Source organism: Clostridium sp. MCC345, assembly GCF_018785345.1.
Taxonomy (GTDB): domain Bacteria; phylum Bacillota; class Clostridia; order Lachnospirales; family Anaerotignaceae; genus Anaerotignum_A; species Anaerotignum_A faecicola.
The window spans coordinates 38,177-57,309 of the sequence record NZ_WQPP01000035.1; the positions used below are offsets into that span (position 1 = coordinate 38,177).

At 37.4% G+C, this 19,133-nt stretch carries 13 protein-coding genes; all 13 read left to right on the forward strand.

Annotated features, from left to right (window positions below; genetic code table 11):
- Positions 1-73 precede the first annotated feature (73 nt).
- Positions 74-1,324, forward strand: a complete 1,251-nt coding sequence (locus tag GPK49_RS08225; protein WP_215677366.1) for an S-layer homology domain-containing protein — start codon at positions 74-76, stop codon at positions 1,322-1,324.
- A gap of 139 nt (positions 1,325-1,463) precedes the next feature.
- Positions 1,464-1,733, forward strand: coding sequence for a helix-turn-helix domain-containing protein (locus tag GPK49_RS08230; RefSeq protein ID WP_215677368.1), 270 nt, complete (start codon positions 1,464-1,466; stop codon positions 1,731-1,733).
- Between the two features lie 116 nt (positions 1,734-1,849).
- The gene (locus tag GPK49_RS08235) at positions 1,850-6,901 is read left to right on the forward strand and encodes a SpaA isopeptide-forming pilin-related protein (RefSeq protein ID WP_215677370.1); all 5,052 of its coding nucleotides are present in this window, start codon (positions 1,850-1,852) and stop codon (positions 6,899-6,901) included.
- A gap of 313 nt (positions 6,902-7,214) precedes the next feature.
- Positions 7,215-7,559, forward strand: coding sequence for a hypothetical protein (locus tag GPK49_RS08240; protein WP_124984475.1), 345 nt, complete (start codon positions 7,215-7,217; stop codon positions 7,557-7,559).
- A 456-nt stretch (positions 7,560-8,015) separates the two neighbouring features.
- Positions 8,016-8,435 (forward strand): hypothetical protein, encoded by a 420-nt coding sequence (locus GPK49_RS08245; RefSeq protein ID WP_215677372.1) that lies wholly within the window; start codon positions 8,016-8,018, stop codon positions 8,433-8,435.
- A gap of 831 nt (positions 8,436-9,266) precedes the next feature.
- Complete coding sequence (locus tag GPK49_RS08250) at positions 9,267-9,470, forward strand: SHOCT domain-containing protein (RefSeq protein WP_118578565.1); 204 nt, start codon at positions 9,267-9,269, stop codon at positions 9,468-9,470.
- A 17-nt stretch (positions 9,471-9,487) separates the two neighbouring features.
- Entirely contained in the window at positions 9,488-11,053 is a 1,566-nt protein-coding gene (locus GPK49_RS08255; protein WP_215677374.1) for a recombinase family protein, read from the forward strand.
- Between the two features lie 2 nt (positions 11,054-11,055).
- Positions 11,056-11,922, forward strand: a complete 867-nt coding sequence (locus GPK49_RS08260; RefSeq protein ID WP_215677376.1) for a zinc ribbon domain-containing protein — start codon at positions 11,056-11,058, stop codon at positions 11,920-11,922.
- A gap of 140 nt (positions 11,923-12,062) precedes the next feature.
- Positions 12,063-13,595, forward strand: a complete 1,533-nt coding sequence (locus GPK49_RS08265; RefSeq protein WP_277119117.1) for a recombinase family protein — start codon at positions 12,063-12,065, stop codon at positions 13,593-13,595.
- A 237-nt stretch (positions 13,596-13,832) separates the two neighbouring features.
- Complete coding sequence (locus tag GPK49_RS08270; protein ID WP_215677378.1) at positions 13,833-14,690, forward strand: KilA-N domain-containing protein; 858 nt, start codon at positions 13,833-13,835, stop codon at positions 14,688-14,690.
- 466 nt (positions 14,691-15,156) lie between these two features.
- The gene (locus tag GPK49_RS08275) at positions 15,157-16,278 is read left to right on the forward strand and encodes a GmrSD restriction endonuclease domain-containing protein (RefSeq protein ID WP_118578571.1); all 1,122 of its coding nucleotides are present in this window, start codon (positions 15,157-15,159) and stop codon (positions 16,276-16,278) included.
- Positions 16,268-16,942, forward strand: a complete 675-nt coding sequence (locus GPK49_RS08280) for an MAE_28990/MAE_18760 family HEPN-like nuclease (protein WP_215677380.1) — start codon at positions 16,268-16,270, stop codon at positions 16,940-16,942. The genes GPK49_RS08275 and GPK49_RS08280 overlap by 11 nt, the downstream gene beginning before the upstream one ends.
- Positions 16,932-18,344 (forward strand): Eco57I restriction-modification methylase domain-containing protein, encoded by a 1,413-nt coding sequence (locus tag GPK49_RS08285; RefSeq protein WP_118578575.1) that lies wholly within the window; start codon positions 16,932-16,934, stop codon positions 18,342-18,344. The genes GPK49_RS08280 and GPK49_RS08285 overlap by 11 nt, the downstream gene beginning before the upstream one ends.
- Positions 18,345-19,133 lie beyond the last annotated feature (789 nt).

The following is a 19,133-nucleotide window of genomic DNA, read 5'->3' on the forward strand; positions in this document are numbered from 1 at the left end:
GAAATTTTGTTGCTTTTCCGGAATGAGAATCGTTTATTAAAGTATCATTCATTTTTGAAAAGGGGGAGTATACATGAAAAAGAAAGTATTTTTAGGCACTTTGGCGGCAATGATTTTCAGCATACATATTTCTGCATTTGCGGCACCTGCTGCCGCATTTGGAGATGTGTCAGCAGGGAACCATATCGCAGCGCCCTATGCCAAAAGTGACATTATTGTACCAAGACCGTCTGCATCAAAGTACGCTGCATTGCAAAAATATGCGTATATCGGGATTCCTGCGGATGTAAAAGGGCATTGGGCGGAAAAATATTTGACCTATTTTTTGCAGGCAGGCTGTATGGATGGGAGCGCAGCGGCATTTCATCCGAATGAACCGATTACCTATGCTGACTTTGCTTCGGTAGTTGCAAGATTAGGCTTAAAGCCTGTAGAGTTTAACGGCGGTACTGTTTCGCATAAGGTGTTCCGTGACGCTGCTCTTTGGGATACAGCATATCCTAACGCACAGGCGGCACTTATTTGCGGCGAAGCCGGTGTATGGGGAAATCCTTCAGAGGCAAATTATACCATGCTTGGGTATTCTGGCTTTTGCCTGCAGGATCAGGTGCAACGACAATATATCGCGTCTTTTCTGGTTTCCATGCTGCCGATGCAGGAGAAAGAAAGGGTGTCAGAACAGCAATTTGCGGATGAAATACGCTTTCAATCTGCTTTGTGTAAGGATGCAATGAAGCGGCTGACGGGTGAAAATATAATTTCATGTTATGCGGATGGTACGATTCGCCCTGAGGGTACTGTGACAAAAGCAGAGCTTGCAGCAATGCTGTACAAGGTCATGGAAAAATCACAGTTTGACCGAAATATCGTGAGTGATAACCTGTATGGCAAGTATCACTCCTATTATTGGGATGAGGAAGAAAAGCTTTTGAATTTGGTGAATGATGCACGCCGGAAAGCCGGTGCAAGAGAACTGAAATATGATGCCGATTTAAATGCTCTCTGTGAGGTGAAAATGCTTGAAAAATCCATCTATGGATTGGATACCTTTACCAAGCAGATACAGTATGACGGTAAAACCATAGCGGATGGACATGTTTCAAGGTTTTACGGCAGATGCACTGCGATGGCAAGAGCCTTTGGTCTGACGGATTATTATGTGGGAGAAAATGCAGTCCTGTATGCGCCTTATGCTGCAAAGGCACATAACCGTCTGACAGATTCTGAGGCACATCGAAAGAATTATTTGAATCCGATGTATGAGGTTGCAGGCTTCGCAGTAGGGGAAAAAGCAACCTATCAGATGTTTGCGTATGTAAAATAAGGACCCACAACTTAATAATAATATTTGATAAAATAGACAATAACACCATTATTGTTTATAATATTAAACATTAAGAGGTGGTTTTTATGGCAAAAAAAGTGCGGTTCTTTTACCGAAAACGCAGAAAATATTAGAACAAATGGGAGAACAGATCAAGTATGCCAGATTAAGACGTAAGCTATCGATGGAATTAGTTGCGGAAAGAGCTGGGATAAGCCGCGCTACACTATGGGCAATCGAGAGAGGAACTCCGTCTGTATCTATTGGTATGTACGCTGCAGTCCTACATGCACTAAATAATATGGATGAAGATTTACTGTTAGTAGCAAAGGATGATGTGTTAGGAAGAAAGCTTCAGGACTTGGGACTGAAAACAAAACAACGTGCGCCAAAGAAAAATCTGAAATAGAATAAAACAGTAAGTTTTATCCAATCAGCGAAAAAATAAATACTATAAACGCAAAGGAGCTCTGATTTAATCAGGGTTCTTTTTTATATATACAATTCAATCAAAGGAGTGGTTTTATGAAACACACAAAAAGGTGGGTATCCCTGCTTTTAGCGGTTATGATGACTGTCGCTGCACCGTTATCCGCTTTTGCGGCATGGGAAGATGGATTTGTTATTCCCGGGCAGAACAGTGGTAGTAATAGCTATGATGACCTGTTTTGGGATACCACGAACAAGAGCGATAGCACAACCATCAGCAGCAGTATAACAGAGGATAAAAAGAAGGAGGATACAACAGAAAAAGAGGATACCGGCAGTAAAAAATCCGATGAGAAAACAGCAGATGCAGTGCTGCCGGATACAAAGACATTTTCAGTAGAATCCAGATATTCTGCTGTCCCTTTACTGGCAGATAACTACACAGAAATCTATGGGACGGATTCTATACCAAAGGCACGTTCTGCTACAGGCTCGGGACCGTATGATTATTTGCAGGCAAATGGCGGTTATGTAACCATTACAGCAGACAGGCCTTTGAACAATATTCTGCATTATGACGGCAAAATTGTAGACAACATCCATATTGCGAAATGGATTGCTGATGATCCTGCGGCTTTGGAGTATCCAGCATATTGCAAGAATCCGGGATGGAAGGGAACTGCACAGCATGCCGATGGGAAATATCAGGTAGATCCATTAGAAAGCATCGGCGTTACAGAGAAGAAAATCCTTGGGATTGCCAGAGCAGGCTATCCTTATAAAACGCCTGCACAGTTAGGCTGTAATAGTGTAGATGAGGCATATTATGCAACGCATGGTGCGATTCATACAGCTATTGTTGGCGGTTCTCTGGACAAATGGTCTATCCAGAGTGGGGATACGGCAAAAAATACACGCGTATTGAATGCATTAAAAAAGATTTATAACGAAGGCATTGCAAACCCGTATACACCGCCGGCAGTAACTGTACAGCTTGCGCCTGTCAGTGATTCTGAGGAAGCGACTGCAGAAGGTGACTGGGTTGTAAATACCTATCATTTTACCAGTAGCATTACCAGAGATAAATGGAAGTTCCGTATTCTTGGGGACGATATTATGGCAATGGTGGAAAATGGAACCATTGAGGTCTATGCAGGCAGTAAAAAAATCATGCCACAGACAAATGTAAGCGGCGCATGGGACACATCGAAAGCGTTTGCAGTTGATATGGGGCAGGATGTAACGGTAAAAGTACCAAAGACATTGGCAGAATCCACAGGGATTCGATATACACTGTATGGTACAACCGTTGGTGGTTCTTTAGATACAGCCGCCAGCTATCTTGGGAACCCCGTAGGTCTGTCCGGTAACTGGCAGGGGTATATTTATAACTTCCGTCCGCAGGGAACGGATTCTGCAGAAATGACCTACAACGCATCCCCCACAATCCCTGATACACCGGAGAATCCCGATACGCCTGCATCCGCTGATAAAGGCAGTCTGGTTGTAGAAAAATTGGACTATCAGACTAAGAAAAAAGTTGCAGATGCCGTGTTCCATATCCGCGGCGTATCGGAAAGCAATGAGCACATCAACATTACTGTAAAGGCAATAAATGGCGCAACAGAGCCTGTTCTTGGCAAAGGTGCAAGCATTACGATTTCCGATGGTGTCCTGAAACTGACAGGGATTCCTGCGGGGGTATATGAAATAACAGAGGTATCTGCGCCGCCGCATTATTCTGGTGCAGTAGGGAAAAATTCTCAGAGCGTTCGTGTGGAAAACAACGCAGAGGTACATCCGAAAGTAACCTTTGAAAATCAGCCGTATGGCTCCCTTACAATCCGAAAGATTGATGCCCAGACACAGGAGACGTTAGCCGGTTTTTATTTTCAGGTCATCAATCATACTACGGGCTTTGAACAGACAGTAGAAACAGGTAAGAATGGCGAAGTAACGATTGAAGACCTGACGGAGGGCAGCTATGAGGTTAAGGAGCTTGCGGCCAGATTTGATTATATTCTGGATGCCACACCGCAGATTGATGAGGTTGACTGGGGCAAGGAAACAGTTGTTGTAATGAAAAATAAGAAAAAGCCATCTGTAGAGATTAAGAAGATTGATGCAGAAACATCAGAACCCATTGCAGGGGTACACTTTGAAATCACAAATAAGAATACCAGACAGGTATATATAGGTGTAACGGATCAGAACGGTCGCATTACGCTGTCAGATGTAGAAGAAGGCTGGTACGAGGTGACGGAAGTTACGCCTGCAAAGGGCTATCTTCCTTTAGAGCAGGTGTATGAGGTTTATGCAGAAAGCGGAAAGCCCGGCACTGCAACAATTCAGAATCATAGAGCACCTGACCTTACGATTATCAAACGAGACAGCCAGACAGGCGCTGCATTATCCGGTGCAATGTTTACTGTAGAAAAATTACAGGAGCCTGATAAAGGTTTTGTATCCGGCAGTCCCTTTACAACGGATACTGATGGTAAAATTTTGCTGAAAGGTCTGACACCCGGCGCATATAAAATCTGTGAAGTAAAAGCACCGAATGCTTACGAGAGCGGCAATGAGGAACGTGTAGTAAATCTTGTTGCAGGACAGGATTTTACAGCCGTATTTGAAAATACGAAAAAAGCAACATTAACAGTCCATAAAGTAGACTCCATTACCAAAGAACCCTTGAAGAATGCAAGGTTTGAGGTGCTGAAGGCGGTAAATGGCTCTCTTAGCGGTGAGGTAGTAAAGGTCGGTGAATATACATCTGACAGCAATGGACAGTTCCAACTGCAGCAGGCAGATAGCGGATGGTATCGTATTATAGAAAAACAGGCTCCTGCTGGCTATGAGAGAAAAACAGAATCCATGGAGGTATTCCTGAAAGCAGGCGAGGATAAAGAGATTACCTTTGAAAACAGTCCACAGTCTGCCATTATCATTAAAAAGATAGATGCAGAAACAGGAGCAGCTTTATCCGGTATTCGTTTTGAGGTAAGATATTTAAGCGGTGCTACGGGAACAGAAGGTACTGTAATCGGGACTTATACAACATCGAAAAATGGTACGATTACTGTTGCAGGCTTAAAACCCGGTGTGTATTCCGTGGCAGAGGTATCTACTGACAGCGACCATATCTTAGATGATACACTGAAAACGGTAACACTGAAGGATGATAATGCGGTTGTTACCGTTGAATTTACAAATGCGCCGTTAGGCGGTCTGCTGATTAAAAAGATGGATGCTGTGACAAAAGAACCGTTGAGTGATGTTATCTTTAAGATAACAGACATCAAAGGCGCGGTAGTCGGTGAGTCCAATGGTGAATATCGCACTGATGAAACAGGCAGTATTTATATTCCAAAGCTGGTTGGCGGCTATATCGTACAGGAGGTAAAGACGAAGGACGGGTATCTTCTTGATAATACTGCAAAGACGATTTATATTGAAAAAGGCAGAGGTTACTCTCTGGAATTTTTCAATCAGCCGCATAACAGCCTTATCATTCAGAAGGTAGACCGAAAAACACAGAAGCCGCTGGAGGGTGCAAAGTTTGAAGTAAGAAAGATTGACGGCACCTATATTGGTGAATATATCACCGCCGCAGACGGCAGAATAACCATTCCGGGTCTGAAACCCGATTGGTATGTGGTAAAGGAAACAGCGGCACCCGAAGGCTATTGCTTTGATACCGCAGTCAGCAAGAACGTACAGGTAAAGAGCAATGCACCCTCTATGGTGAAATTTGAAAACGATAAGAATGCGACACTTCGTATCTCCAAAACTAATAGTGTCACAGGAGAGCCGATGGAAAATGTGGAATTTACCATTGTGCGTGAGGACGGCAAGACCTATGGAAAGCATTACACCAATAGACAGGGTGAAATCAATCTGGAATATAAACTCCCCGCAGGCACCTATCTCATCAGAGAAACCAATACACTGAAAGGCTATGCACTGGATACCAATGTAAGAAAAGTTGCGTTGGATTGGGGCGATGACCAACTCATTGAATGGGAGAACTATCCTCTGGCCTCTATCCGGATTGAAAAAACGGATGCGGAAACGGGAAAACCCATTTCCGGCGTGAAGTTTGAGTTCTTCGATAAGAATAAGGAATCCATCGGCACATATATCACCGACAGTAATGGGGAAATTCATCTGGATAAGATGTTCCTTGGTGATGCTACCTACTATATCGAAGAAACGGAAAATGAAGGTTATGTCGTGACAAAAGGCCTACAGACAGTAAAAACAAAATGGGGGAAGACAACCTATGTAGAGCTGGAAAATAAGCCGATTCAAGGAAAAGTACAGATCCATAAAACTGCTGCGGATAATAATGCTATCACCGGTCATTTAAAAGGGGATGGCTTAAAGGATGCAAAATTTACGGTTTATGATTCTGACGGGAAGAAGGTTACTGTTCTAAGAACAGACAGTAAAGGCTTTGCGGAATCCGATTGGCTGAGATATGGCAAGTATACCATGAAGGAAACAACCAGTCCGCTGTATTTCCTTTTGAGTGATGAAACGATCTCTTTTGAAATCAAGATAGATGGAGAAATCGTAGAGATTAAAAGGGAAAATAAAAGCACGGCTTTGCAGACGCATGTGGAAAAAAGCGGCTATCAGGAGACAATGGGCGGAAGTGTAATCAGATATGATCTCTATCATATCCAGAATAAATCTCTGGTACCTTTGGAGAACTTCTATCTGCATGAAAGCCTGCCTGCGGATGCGGCATATATTACAAGGCTGTTTACCGGTACATTCAATCAGAACCTGAACTATACCATCTATTATAAGACGAATAAAACAGGCAGCTTTAAGGTATTGCGGGATAATCTGTTTACCAATAAGGTCTATGAAATCGATTGCACAAAGGACCTGATGGCAGGGGAATATATCACTGATATTAAATACGAATTTGGTACGGTGGACGTTGGCTTCTGCGAAGTAGAACGTCCTTTTATCTATTGTAAAACATATCAGAATCTGCCGAACGGCTATCAGTTTACGAATAGAGTGGAGGTAGGCGGCATGTATGAAATGCAGAAAGTAAAGGCGGAGGATTCCTATACAACGAAGATTTATGCACCTGTGGCAAGCAGAGGGAAACTGCCGAAAACAGGATATTGATAGGCTACCGACTGTATGAGAGTATATCAGCTGTAGGGTAAATGATGAGGCACTTGGAAGTGGATTCTAAGTGTCTCTTTTTTTATTGAATGATGTTGTGAAAACATTCTATAGCAGAATAGTATCCGGTGAATAAACAGTGCTAAAGAAAATATGATTGCGAGCAGGCGTTGTACCTGATACAATGATAACTGATGAGTTATGCGCTTGGTTAAGATTATTTTTTCTGAGTGGTGTAATGCTGAAAGAATACAGAATCGGTGAGGGTGCTATGGATACACATTTTGGAAAAGAAAACAATTGCAAGTTATATATGCTGAAAAGCAATGATGGCAGGAATCAGGAAATCTGGGTGAAATGGGATGAATGGATCAGACCGAACAATATTATTTCCGAAGGCAGTGAAATGCCGCATGCGGTTCGTGAGCTTCTGAGAAAATGGAGCGATGAAATCAATAAAATCAGAAATGAGTTCCAGAATAAGGCTAATATTGGGTATGCCTATATTGATTTTGTATATGACAGTGTCGTGTATAAACTGGAGCCTGCGGCGATTGCAGCAACCAAGGATATGTTTCATCATCTTGCAGAAATGATACAGAGGGATCTGAAGCATGTCGGATGCCCCTATACACAGTATAAGTGGGAGCTTGACTGATATAGTTTTGATAATTAGTGGTACTTAGAATGGTCTGAGTACCGCTTTTTTAATAAAAGGATTCATAGATTGAAAGAAGAAAATAAGCTGTTTATCAAAAAACCGAGGGATTATTATGTAATAAGAAATATGGATATAGATTTTTATGATATGCTGGATTTAAGACAGCGTTTTTTTAGTTCTTGAATTTCATGAAGAAACAGGAGATTAACAGAAATGGTATATGGATATGGACTATAGTCAATAAAAAAGACACGATTTTTAAATATATTGTGTGAAAAAAGCCATTCAGCATCAAATATTTGATATTTTCAATTGTATATATAAAATAACTATGCCGAAAAGCAAATCTCAGTCCGAGATTTGCTTTTTTTGTTGCGTAAAAAGGTGCCGATCACCACCAGCCTCTGACTTGAATTTGCCATGAAAAAACAAATTTGAATCGGAGGAATAACTATGAACAATGATGGAAAGAAATATTTTATAAAAATCAAAGGCGCATTGGTAGAAGTAACTGATGAAATATACATAGCTTATTATGAGATGGAACGCAAAGAAAAGTATATGGTAGAAAAAGATAAAGCCCATGGTCTTTTATACTATGATAGCTGGGACACTGAAGATACCAGAGGAATTGATTACATTATGGATAGCACAGTGAATGTTGAAGAAGAAGCCATAAGGACAGTAATAGCGTCAGATATTTGGTCATATGTTGCTCAGATAGATGACAAATATCATATATGTGAAGGGATAGCAAAAGGAACTACGGAGATAGAAATTGCAAAGGTAGCGAATGTTACACAGCAAGCAATCCATAAAAACAAAAAAAGGGTTTTGAATAGTTTAAAGACTATAATTGAAAAAAATTCTTAAGTTTGGTTGTTAAACAAAAATAAAATGAAAGCAATACAGCAGGTAACCGATAGAAATAAAAAAGGATTTTGAAAAAAATTAAAAAAATTGCACAAAATTTTCAAAATTGGTTGTTAAGGGGTATGTATTTTCGGCTTATAAGTGAGGGTTATTTTTCCTCCCTTCAGTTTTGCATTGAAAATGCCTACCCAAAAACAAAAATTAGAGCAATATAACAGACAAACCAATAAACACAAAATAAGATTCTGAAAAAATCAAAAAAATTGCACAAATTTTAAAAAAATTGGTTGTTAAGGGGTATGTATTTTCGGCTTATAAGTGAGGGGTATTTTTTTTCCCTTCGTTGCACATTGAAAAATACATACCCAGCAATATAAATACGTTACTCTGTTTTGCCCGAAAGGGACAAGCAGTACCATGCAGTGCGCCATGACGATTCGTTACAACAGAACGTGAAATAAACATATTTTTGAGAGTGGTTCGTTTGTCTGTAATACATAATTTGAGCGATTTTGCTGTATGGGATTGATCTTTTGGCAAGATCAAATGCCACGACCGAAGCAGAGCCACAATGATACTTCTGCCGAGTCCCAGACATCGCAAGGACGGCAGCCCGCATGACGGGGGAGGTGAAAAGCCTATGTGTGCAGCCAAGCACAGTTTATATTGCTGCCTAATGTCCGGGAAGTAGTGTCAAATACGGCAAATTTAAGTCAGAATAGTGTGCCGTTTTTAAGCGGCACACATTTGTGACTTTTCATCAGAGAAAGAGTGACTCTTTGATGAAAGGTCATAAATAGGAAAATAGTCATTAAGGGGGGAAAAAATTATATGTCAAAAGATCAGATGCAAAATGAAATCAGATACCAGCTTTCCAAGGAGTTATTGACAAGAATGCTCTTTCGAAATCTGATCACAGAAGAAGAATATAATCAGATGAACAGTTTGAACTTGCAAACCTTCCAGCCGGCAGAAGCCAAACTTTATGAAAAAAATAGTAGATGTGTCACTGAAAAGCAGGTATCCTTTGCTTGAAAAAAGGAGGCATAAACATGAATGATACAGCAAAAACAACAGACATAAATGAAGAACCGATGATGAAAAATGTTTGTGCTTACTGCAGAGTCAGCACAAATATTCCTCACCAGAAAGGCTCTTATGAATCTCAGCTTGAGTATTACGAAAATATGATCCGAAGCAAGGTAGGCTGGAGCTTCATAGGAATATATGCCGACTACGTCAAAAGCGGTACAAAGAAAAAAGGCAGAACGGATTTTATGCGTATGTTGGAAGACTGTGAAGCAGGGGAGATTGATATTATCTGTACCAAATCAATCAGCAGATTTGCCAGAAACACAGTAGAATGCATTAAGATTGTCAGAGAGCTTAAGAAAAAGCAAATAGATGTGTATTTCGAAAAAGAAAATATTCATACACTTTCTGAAAAAAGTGAATTTCTGATATCCATTTATTCCTCTGTGGCACAGGCGGAATCGGAAAGCATTTCATCAAACCAGAAATGGAGCATACAAAAAAGATTTATGAATGGTACATACATATTGCCTAATCCGGCATATGGCTACTGTACAAATACAAACGGATTGCTTGAGCTGAACCAGAAGCAAGCAGCTGTCGTGAGATTTATATTCGACGAATATCTGGAGGGGAATGGAATATGGCGGATTGCCAAAAGCCTGAACGAACAGAGGATACCAACAAAAACAGGAAAGGCGGCATGGTTAGGCGGAGCCATTTATATCATTCTGAAAAACAACATCTACACAGGTGACTTGCTTCTTCAGAAAACATACAGTGAGGACATTGTACCATTCGTAAGAAGAAAAAATAATGGGGAATATAGTCAGGTGCTTATTGAGAATGATCATGAACCAATCGTAACCCATGAGGAGTATGAAGCCGTTCAGCGAATGCTGAAACAAAAGGCAAAAGTAGAAAAAACCGGCAAAGAAGAACAGTCGGAAGAACCTTCAGAGTTTAAAGGAAAAGTTATCTGTGGCATCTGCGGTTCCTCATACAATCGTCAGGAGAGAAAAGAAAGAACAGGTAAGATCAATATTACTTGGAGCTGTGTCAGACGCATACAGACAAAAGAACTTTGTGAGAATGACATAATAAAAGAAAGTCAGTTAGAACAAGCCTTTATCATCATGTGGAACAAACTTTCAAGCCACTGTGATGATATACTGGTACCATTGGTGAACGAGCTGGAGCAGTTAAAAGCAACACCCATGATACAGAAGCAGTTGGAACAATTAGACAAACGAATACAAGAACAGAAAAAGCAGAGAGAGAGTCTCAACCACTTGGCAAGTGGAGAGATGATCGACTCTGCTTTTTATATGGAACAGCAAAATATGATCAGCAAAAACCTAAAAGAGTATCAGAGAGCAAAGGAGCAATATCTTCAGAAATCTAGACAGAGAAAAGAATTGATACAGACAAAAGAACTGATTAAGCAGTTCAAAAAAGGACCGCAATATCTGGAAGTATATGACAAGACATTATTCCAAGCAATCGTAAAAAAGATTATTGTAAATCCCAACGAGTTAGTATTTGAACTGACAAACGGATTAAAGCTAACAGAAAGAAGGAAATAAATATGGGAAGAAAAGTAACAGTATACGGCTATCAATTTAAAAATGGCATATTGCAGGCAGATAAGGAACAAAGTAGATTTGTGCAGGAGATATTCAATGTATATAACAGCGGCATTTCAGTATCAAGGCTAAAAGACCATATTGAGGGACTGGAAATCAATCGAGTAAAGCTCAATGATATGCTCAGCGACAAAAGGTATATGGGGGATGAGAACTTCCCAAAGATTATAGAACCGGAATTATTTGAAGCGGTACAGCAAATGAAAAAGGAAAGACGCAAAGCAATAGGCAAGGAACAGTCCTATATCTATTATAAAGAATACTTCCTTCTGGGTGATAAAATGAAATGCAGAGAATGTGGCAGTGAATATCACTGCTACAAGCATGGAGATAAACAGATATGGGATTGCAGTAAACGAATTGTAAAAGGCAGGGTACACTGCAGAAATCAGCATATACAGGAAGCCCAAATCAAAGAATTATTTATGCAGGCAGTAACTAAAATGAAAAACCATCCGGAAAAGATTAGAAAAATTACGATACATATATTCAAAAGAAATATCCGTTTACAGGCAGTAGAGCATGAAATAGAGCTTCTGAAAAACGACAGCAGTCATAACATAGACGAATTGCTGGAGCTGATATATAAAAGAGCATCGTTACAGTATGAAGACTCCGATGATGGCGGAGCAGAATACTATACAAATAAAATTTTAGACTTGCTTCAGCAGCATAAAGAGCAGACAGAAGAAAAAACATTCGACAAAGACTTATTCGAATTTATAACCCAAACAATTACCATATACAAAGATGGCAGAGTGATGTTCACACTGAAAAACGGAGTGAATGTAACAGAAATGCTGCCATAAAACGGTGTAAAGAGTATGGAAGAAAAAATAGCATAAAAAGAAAGGAAGTATATTATGAATAGCACAGCGACTGATCGAAAAATCAAAATAATTCCGCCCAAAGCTAATATGAATACAGAAAAGAAAAAGAAAGTAAAAAAATCAATGTTGCCGCCTATTGCAGAGTCAGTACCGCACAGGAGGACCAGGAAACCAGTTATGAAGCGCAGGTGGCATATTTCACTAAGCTGATTACAGAAAACCCCAGTTGGCAGTTAGCAGGTATTTATGCGGATGACGGCATCTCAGGAACGGATATGAAAAAAAGGGACAACTTCAATGCCATGATGGAAAGATGCTTGCAAAAAGATGGAGATATCGACCTGATTCTGACAAAATCCATTAGCCGATTTGCCAGAAATACAGTTGACTGTCTGTCCTGTATCCGAAAGCTGAAAGAACGAAATATCGCTATCTACTTCGAGAAAGAGCATATCAACACACTGGAATCCACAGGAGAACTTCTGATCACCATACTCAGCAGTCAGGCACAGGAAGAAAGTCGAAATATCAGAGAAAATGTGAAATGGGGCTTAAAACGAAAATATGAAAAAGGAGAGATGCTGGTCAGAAGAATGTTTGGATATGGCAAAAGCACAGATGGACAGCTGTATATCATTCCAGAAGAAGCAGAAGTGGTACGATTGATTTACGGAAAATATCTGGAGGGGGAAAGCCTGAACAGTATCGCTCGCATACTGAAAGAAAAGGGTATTAAAACCATAAGGGGCAATACAGAATGGAATGTGAATTCAATCCGTACAATCCTGATTAATGAAAAGTATATCGGTGACGCCATGGCACAAAAAACTTTCACAATAGATTATTTGACCAAAACACGAAAAGAGAATCAAGGGGAACTTCAAAAATATTATGTGGAAAATACCTATGAAGCAATTATTCCAAGGGAAGTATTCTATAAAGTGCAGGAAAAACTGCATCAGCGAGCCAATATATATAAGAAGTCCAGTAAACTGAAAACAGAATCAAAGGGCAAGCATAGTGGAAAATACGCTTTGTCGAAAATTACCATTTGCAAAGAGTGCGGATGTGAGTACCGCAGACAAATCTGGTCTAAGTATGGGGAAAAGAAAGCGGTGTGGAGATGCGAAAACAGGCTGAGAAATGGGACAAGATACTGCAAGGAATCCCCGACTATAGAGGAAAATGTATTACATAGAGCAGTATTACATGCTATCAATCAGGTTCTTGAAAACAAAGGTGACTTCGTCCAGACATTCAGAAAAAATGTAGTCACAGCCTTGACGCATGACACAGAGGATTCCGAATATGCTGAAGAAAAGAAAAACTTGCAGAAAGCTATGGCGGAACTGATACAGCAGCAAGCCAAGCAGAACGGCGATAAAACCGCATTTGAGGAATGCTGTCAGGCGATCACAGCACAGATAGAAGCACTGGAAATAAAGCAGATCAAAGCAGCTAGCAGAGGCGAGAAAAGCAGAGAGATGGAAGATATCGGGCGTTTTCTGGACAAAACAAACTGCGTACTGACAGAATATGACGATAAATTGGTGCGGCAGCTGATTCAGAATATCAACGTGGTGAATGCAAGAAAGATAGAGGTAGTATTCAAATCTGGAATTATAGTTGAGAAGATGCTTCCGGAATATTAAATACACGATGATGAAAAAAGTTGGTGGTTGTTTTAAAGTTGGAAACAGCCATCAACAAATAAATGCATTAAATTTTTTGATTTTGTATCAGGCTGTGTGGTAAAATAATAAATATAGATTAAGATAAAGTGTATTTATGTTATATACAATTTATATCATTCGACATTTTATTTATTTTATATAGAAGAAACCATTTTAAGTGGAAAGTAATTATGAAAAAGAGAAATGAGGTATCATATGCCCAAAAAACCAATAAAAGAAACGATCCATGCCAAGGGTGTTGAGATTGGAATTTATACTACGGATTTTCAAAATGAATTTATTTCTTTGACGGATATTGCCAGATATAAAAGTGATGAACCAAATGATGTGATTAGGAATTGGATGAGAAATCGAGATACCATAGAGTTTCTTGGTTTATGGGAAAGTCTTCATAATCCAAATTTTAAACCCGTCGAATTCGATGGGTTTAGAAATCAGGCAGGGCTGAATGCTTTTACGATGTCACCTACAAAATGGATTTCCGGAGTAAATGCCATTGGTATTGTATCAAAGTCAGGACGATGGGGCGGTACATTTGCACATTCTGACATTGCTTTTGAGTTTGCTTCATGGATTTCTGCTGAATTCAAACTGTATATTATCAAAGATTACAAACGCCTGAAAGCGGATGAGAACAGCCGTTTATCTCTGAATTGGAACTTGAATCGAGAGGTGGCAAAGTTGAATTACCGCATTCATACCGATGCGATCAAGCAAAACTTAATTCCGCCTGAATTAACACAGGAACAGATTGTCTATACATATGCGAATGAAGCAGATTTATTGAATGTAGCTTTATTTGGTCAGACAGCGAAGCAGTGGAGAGATGCTAATCCAGGGAAGAAGGGAAATATGAGGGATGAGGCAACAATCCAGCAACTTTTGGTATTGGCGAATATGGAAAGCTATAATGCAATTTTAATCGAACAGGGGAAGACGCAATCAGAAAGATTGGTTCTTTTGCATGATTTAGCGATAAAACAGCTTGAAACAATAGAATCTTTGAGTGTGCAGCATTTACCTCAAATTCAAGGTGATGACAAATTAATATAAACCTCAGTTAGATGAGATAATTCCATTTACGGTAAACAACGAAAAAAGACTGGAATAGCAAGAGAAAATAATTATTCTAGATTTTTTTGTTTCTGCTGTTTTTAAGAGAAACAGATAGCAATACTTTTTACTAAATTATGATACGTCGGCTTATGTTGAGTATGGGGGAGAGTATTTTGGTAGTATGTAAAAATCAAAGATTATAAAATATAACTTAATCTTTGTTTGGGTGTAGTATAAAGATGGCAATTACTTTCTTGATTAAGGTTTTTTCCTTATGCTGAGCATTTTCTCTTTGTAGTTTCTGTATCTGTTTAGCTGTTAATATTTCATCATTAGATGTTTTAAGGGTGAACTTATAAGAATTTAACCCAATATTATATATACACTTAAGACTATATAAAAATGCAGTTTGCATTAAAATTAGAAATATATGAATAAGATTACTTATGGGAGGATAAAATAAATGGAAAATTCCTTACAGAAAGAGATTGATTTAATGGCTAAGTCAATAAAAACAGATAACTATCCAATGTCTATAGGGGAATTGGCAAATCTTTATCTAGATGGAGACTTGCAAATAAATCCCATCTATCAAAGAATGTTTCGATGGGACATAACACAACAGTCTGCGTTGATAGAATCAATTCTATTAAATATTCCGATTCCCCCTGTCTATGTATATCAAAATGAAAAGGGAAAATGGAATTTAATTGATGGTCAGCAAAGATTGTCAACTATTTTCAAATTTATGGGTATCTTAAAAAACGAATCAGAGGATGGATCAACAGAGGAGGTTGAGGTTGAACCTTTGACCTGTACAAAATTTTTACCATCATTAGAAGGAAAATATTGGGATAATGAAGATGAAGATATTTCATTAACTGATGCACAACGTAGATATATAAAAAGATCAAAGATCCTTATTATAATTATTGATAAAAGTAGTGATGAGTTTGCTCAGTATGAGATGTTCCAGCGTTTGAATACTGGTGGAAGTCATTTGAGTCCTCAGGAAATTCGTAACTGTATTATAGTAATGAAAAATGAAGAATTTTATAAAAAGTTGCGTGATATGAGCAAATATACTAATTTTATAAATTCAGTTCCCATATCAGAAAAAGACTCGGAAGAACAGGGCTATTTAGAATTTGTAGTAAAATTTTTTATTCTTAGGTATTCAAAGTTTGATGTAAGTGACTCTGAAAATTATAATAATTTTTTAACTGATGAAATTTTGGAGTTAATAAATAAAAATAATATCGATTTTGAAGAAGAAAAAGACATATTTCAAAAGACATTTGATTTATTATACGAAGTAATGGATGAAAATGCCTTTAAGAAATATGACAAAGAAAAAAATAAGAGTTATGGACCTGTTTTGGTGGGAGCGTATGAAGCGATAATTCCTGGATTGACAGCTAATATTGATTATTATCAAGAAAATACAGAGGAACTTAGTGAGGTAATAAAACAAGTATATAGTTCTGATGGGTATTTAGCTGCGATCAAAAGAGGGGTTAGACCAGTTGGAAGGATTAAAAGGCTAGCAGAATTTAGCAAGGAGATATTTTTACGTGGCGAGTAATATTAAAATTAAAACAGTTGAACAGTTAGAAGAACTTTTAGTACAAGATCTTGCTTGGAGGAAAAAAGAAATGATTTCATTGAAAATTTTAGTTGAAAAAGATAAAGTAAATGAACCCATTTTGCTTAGAGCGGGAATTGCATTATTATGTGCACATTTTGAAGGATTTATAAAACGAGCGTCAAACTGTTATGTAGGATATGTTTCGCAACAAAAAAAATTATATAGTGAGTTAAAAGAAAATTTTACTGCACTAAAGATGGAAAAAGAGTTTAAGTCTTGTTCAAAATCGGATAAACATAGTGTGCATAAAAAATTATTGATCTTGCACAAGGAGCTTTTAACAAAAAGATTTATAGAGAAATATGATGAAAACAATCCTTTTATTTCTACTCATTCAAATCCGAGTTCTGCAGAACTAGAAGAGATTTTAGAGACGATTGGTATTGAATCTGACATATTTGAGACAAAAGCTACATATATAGATAGTTCATTGCTAGAAAAACGTCACAAAGTTGTTCATGGAGAACGTTCTGATTTGGATAAAGAAGATTTTTTAACAACTTTTAAAATTATCATTGATTTAGTTGAGGAGTATAAAACTTTATTAGTCAATGCTGCTGATAATAAAATATATATGAGAGGTGGAGTTCATGGGGAATAATTGTCAAGTGCCTACTCCACAAAAATATGCTAATGAACTTTTGGATTGTATTGGATATACTCATGGTTTGTATGATAAGTCAGTATTGGAAAATTCTTGTGGAGAAGGCAATATATTGAAAGAAATAGTCAGAAGATATATAACAAGTTCACTAGAAGATGGATATAGTAACGAGCAGATAATCGTAGGGTTAGAAAATCATATTACAGGATATGACATTGATCATAAGTGTATAACTAAATGCATTGATACGTTAAATGCAGTTGCGAAGGAATATGGATTAACCGGTATTCGATGGAATATATGTAAGCAAGATTATTTAAAGTGTAAGAAAAATAGTTTTCATTTTATTATTGGAAATCCACCTTATATTACATACCATGATTTGTCTACAGAACATAGAATTTTTTTAAAAGAGAATTTTGAAACGTGCAAAGAAGGTCGTTTTGACTATTGCTATGCATTCATAGAAGCAGGTTTAAGGGATCTTGCTGATGATGGAAAGCTAGCTTATCTAATTCCATATAGTGTGATACGAAATAAACATGCTGAAAAAGTAAGGATGTTGATTAAAGAATACCTTAAAGGAATTATTGATTATAAAGGAATACAACTTTTTCCTAAAATACTTACTTCTTCTATTATTATTATGTGTAATAAAGAAAATAATGATAATATATATTATTGGAGTAAGAAAGATGGAGTACAAAAAAACTTATCAAAAGAATCATTAATTGGTAAATGGATTTTTGATAAAGAACAAGAAGAAAGTTTGCGACGCTTTGGTGATTATTTTAAAGTTTCAAATAGTGTTGCAACGTTGTATAATGATGCTTTTGTGTTTGAAGCTAAAGAAGAGGATGATTTATTTTTTTATCTTCAAGACGGAAAAATCGAGAAAGATTTAGTTTTTGATGCGGTTAGTGTTAAAAGTGAGAAAAAATATCAAAAAAGTGAGAAGCGTGATAAAATAATTTTCCCTTATAAAATAATAGGTAAAAAAATTTTTTCTTATTCTGAAAAAGAATTTAGACAAACATTTCCCGAATGCTATGCTTATCTGCTAAAAAACAAGGATAAACTTCTAAAGCGCAAATCTAGCGAAGGCGTACAATGGTTTGAATATGGTCGAGTTCAAGCAATTAATAGTATTTTTGTAGAAAAACTTATTATGTCAGTGGTTATTACAAATAATGTAAATGTTTATAATGCTGGAATTGATACTATTCCGTATGCTGGAGTATTTATTCGAACTTTAGATGAGTATAAAAGTGGTTTAAATGAGGCCAAAGAAATACTTCAAAGCAAATCATTTTATGAATATATTAAAAAATGCGGAACACCAACGACAACGTCTTCATACCGAATATCTGTTACTGATATAGAAAATTACTATTTTTAATGCTACAAAATAAAATGATGTTGCTATAAAGTGATTTTATAGTGGGGGTAGGCAATAAAAAATTAATCTAAAAAATAATATATAGCTTGTATAAACCAAGTATCATTTCTTTAGCATAAATCTATTTTATATAGTTTATTGTTAAATGGAGAAAGATACAATATTAAAAGGATAATATCAATACATAATGAAAAGAAAAAAATCTGGAATGTAAAATAAATCACCATTCTAGATTTTTTTGTTTCCACTATTTTTTAGAGAAATAAGGAGCAACACTTTTTTGAAAAATAACCCTATGCAAGGGGCAACCAGCTTCATCAGGCATACTTTTAGTTAAATCAAAATGGGATGAGTGATCAAAATAGATGACATAGCCGCAAAGTCAGTAAAATCAAGGCTTCCAGCGGTTTTTGAGGGCGGTTTTCAAAGCCCCAAAAATTCGAATTTTATAGATGACATAGCGTTTTTGGAGTTAAAAACCGATTTTCGGGCAGTGAGGTGAAAAAAATCTCACGGCCTTTTTTCGTCTCTGAAAATCTACAAAAAAGTGGTTTCCAAAAATATAACCATTTTTTGAAAAAATTTTTTCGACAAATTTTGAAGGAAAATGTCATTAAAGTGCCAAAAGTAAAGTTGTATGAACATCCTGAAGTCTTTAAAAAATTGAATACAGAGGAAATGATTTATTTTTATAAATCTTAAGTTTTACATAAAGTGCTACCTACAAGGATGGAATGTTTATGGAAGAACATGAAAGAATTTTAAACCTATATTTGCCAATATTGGTAA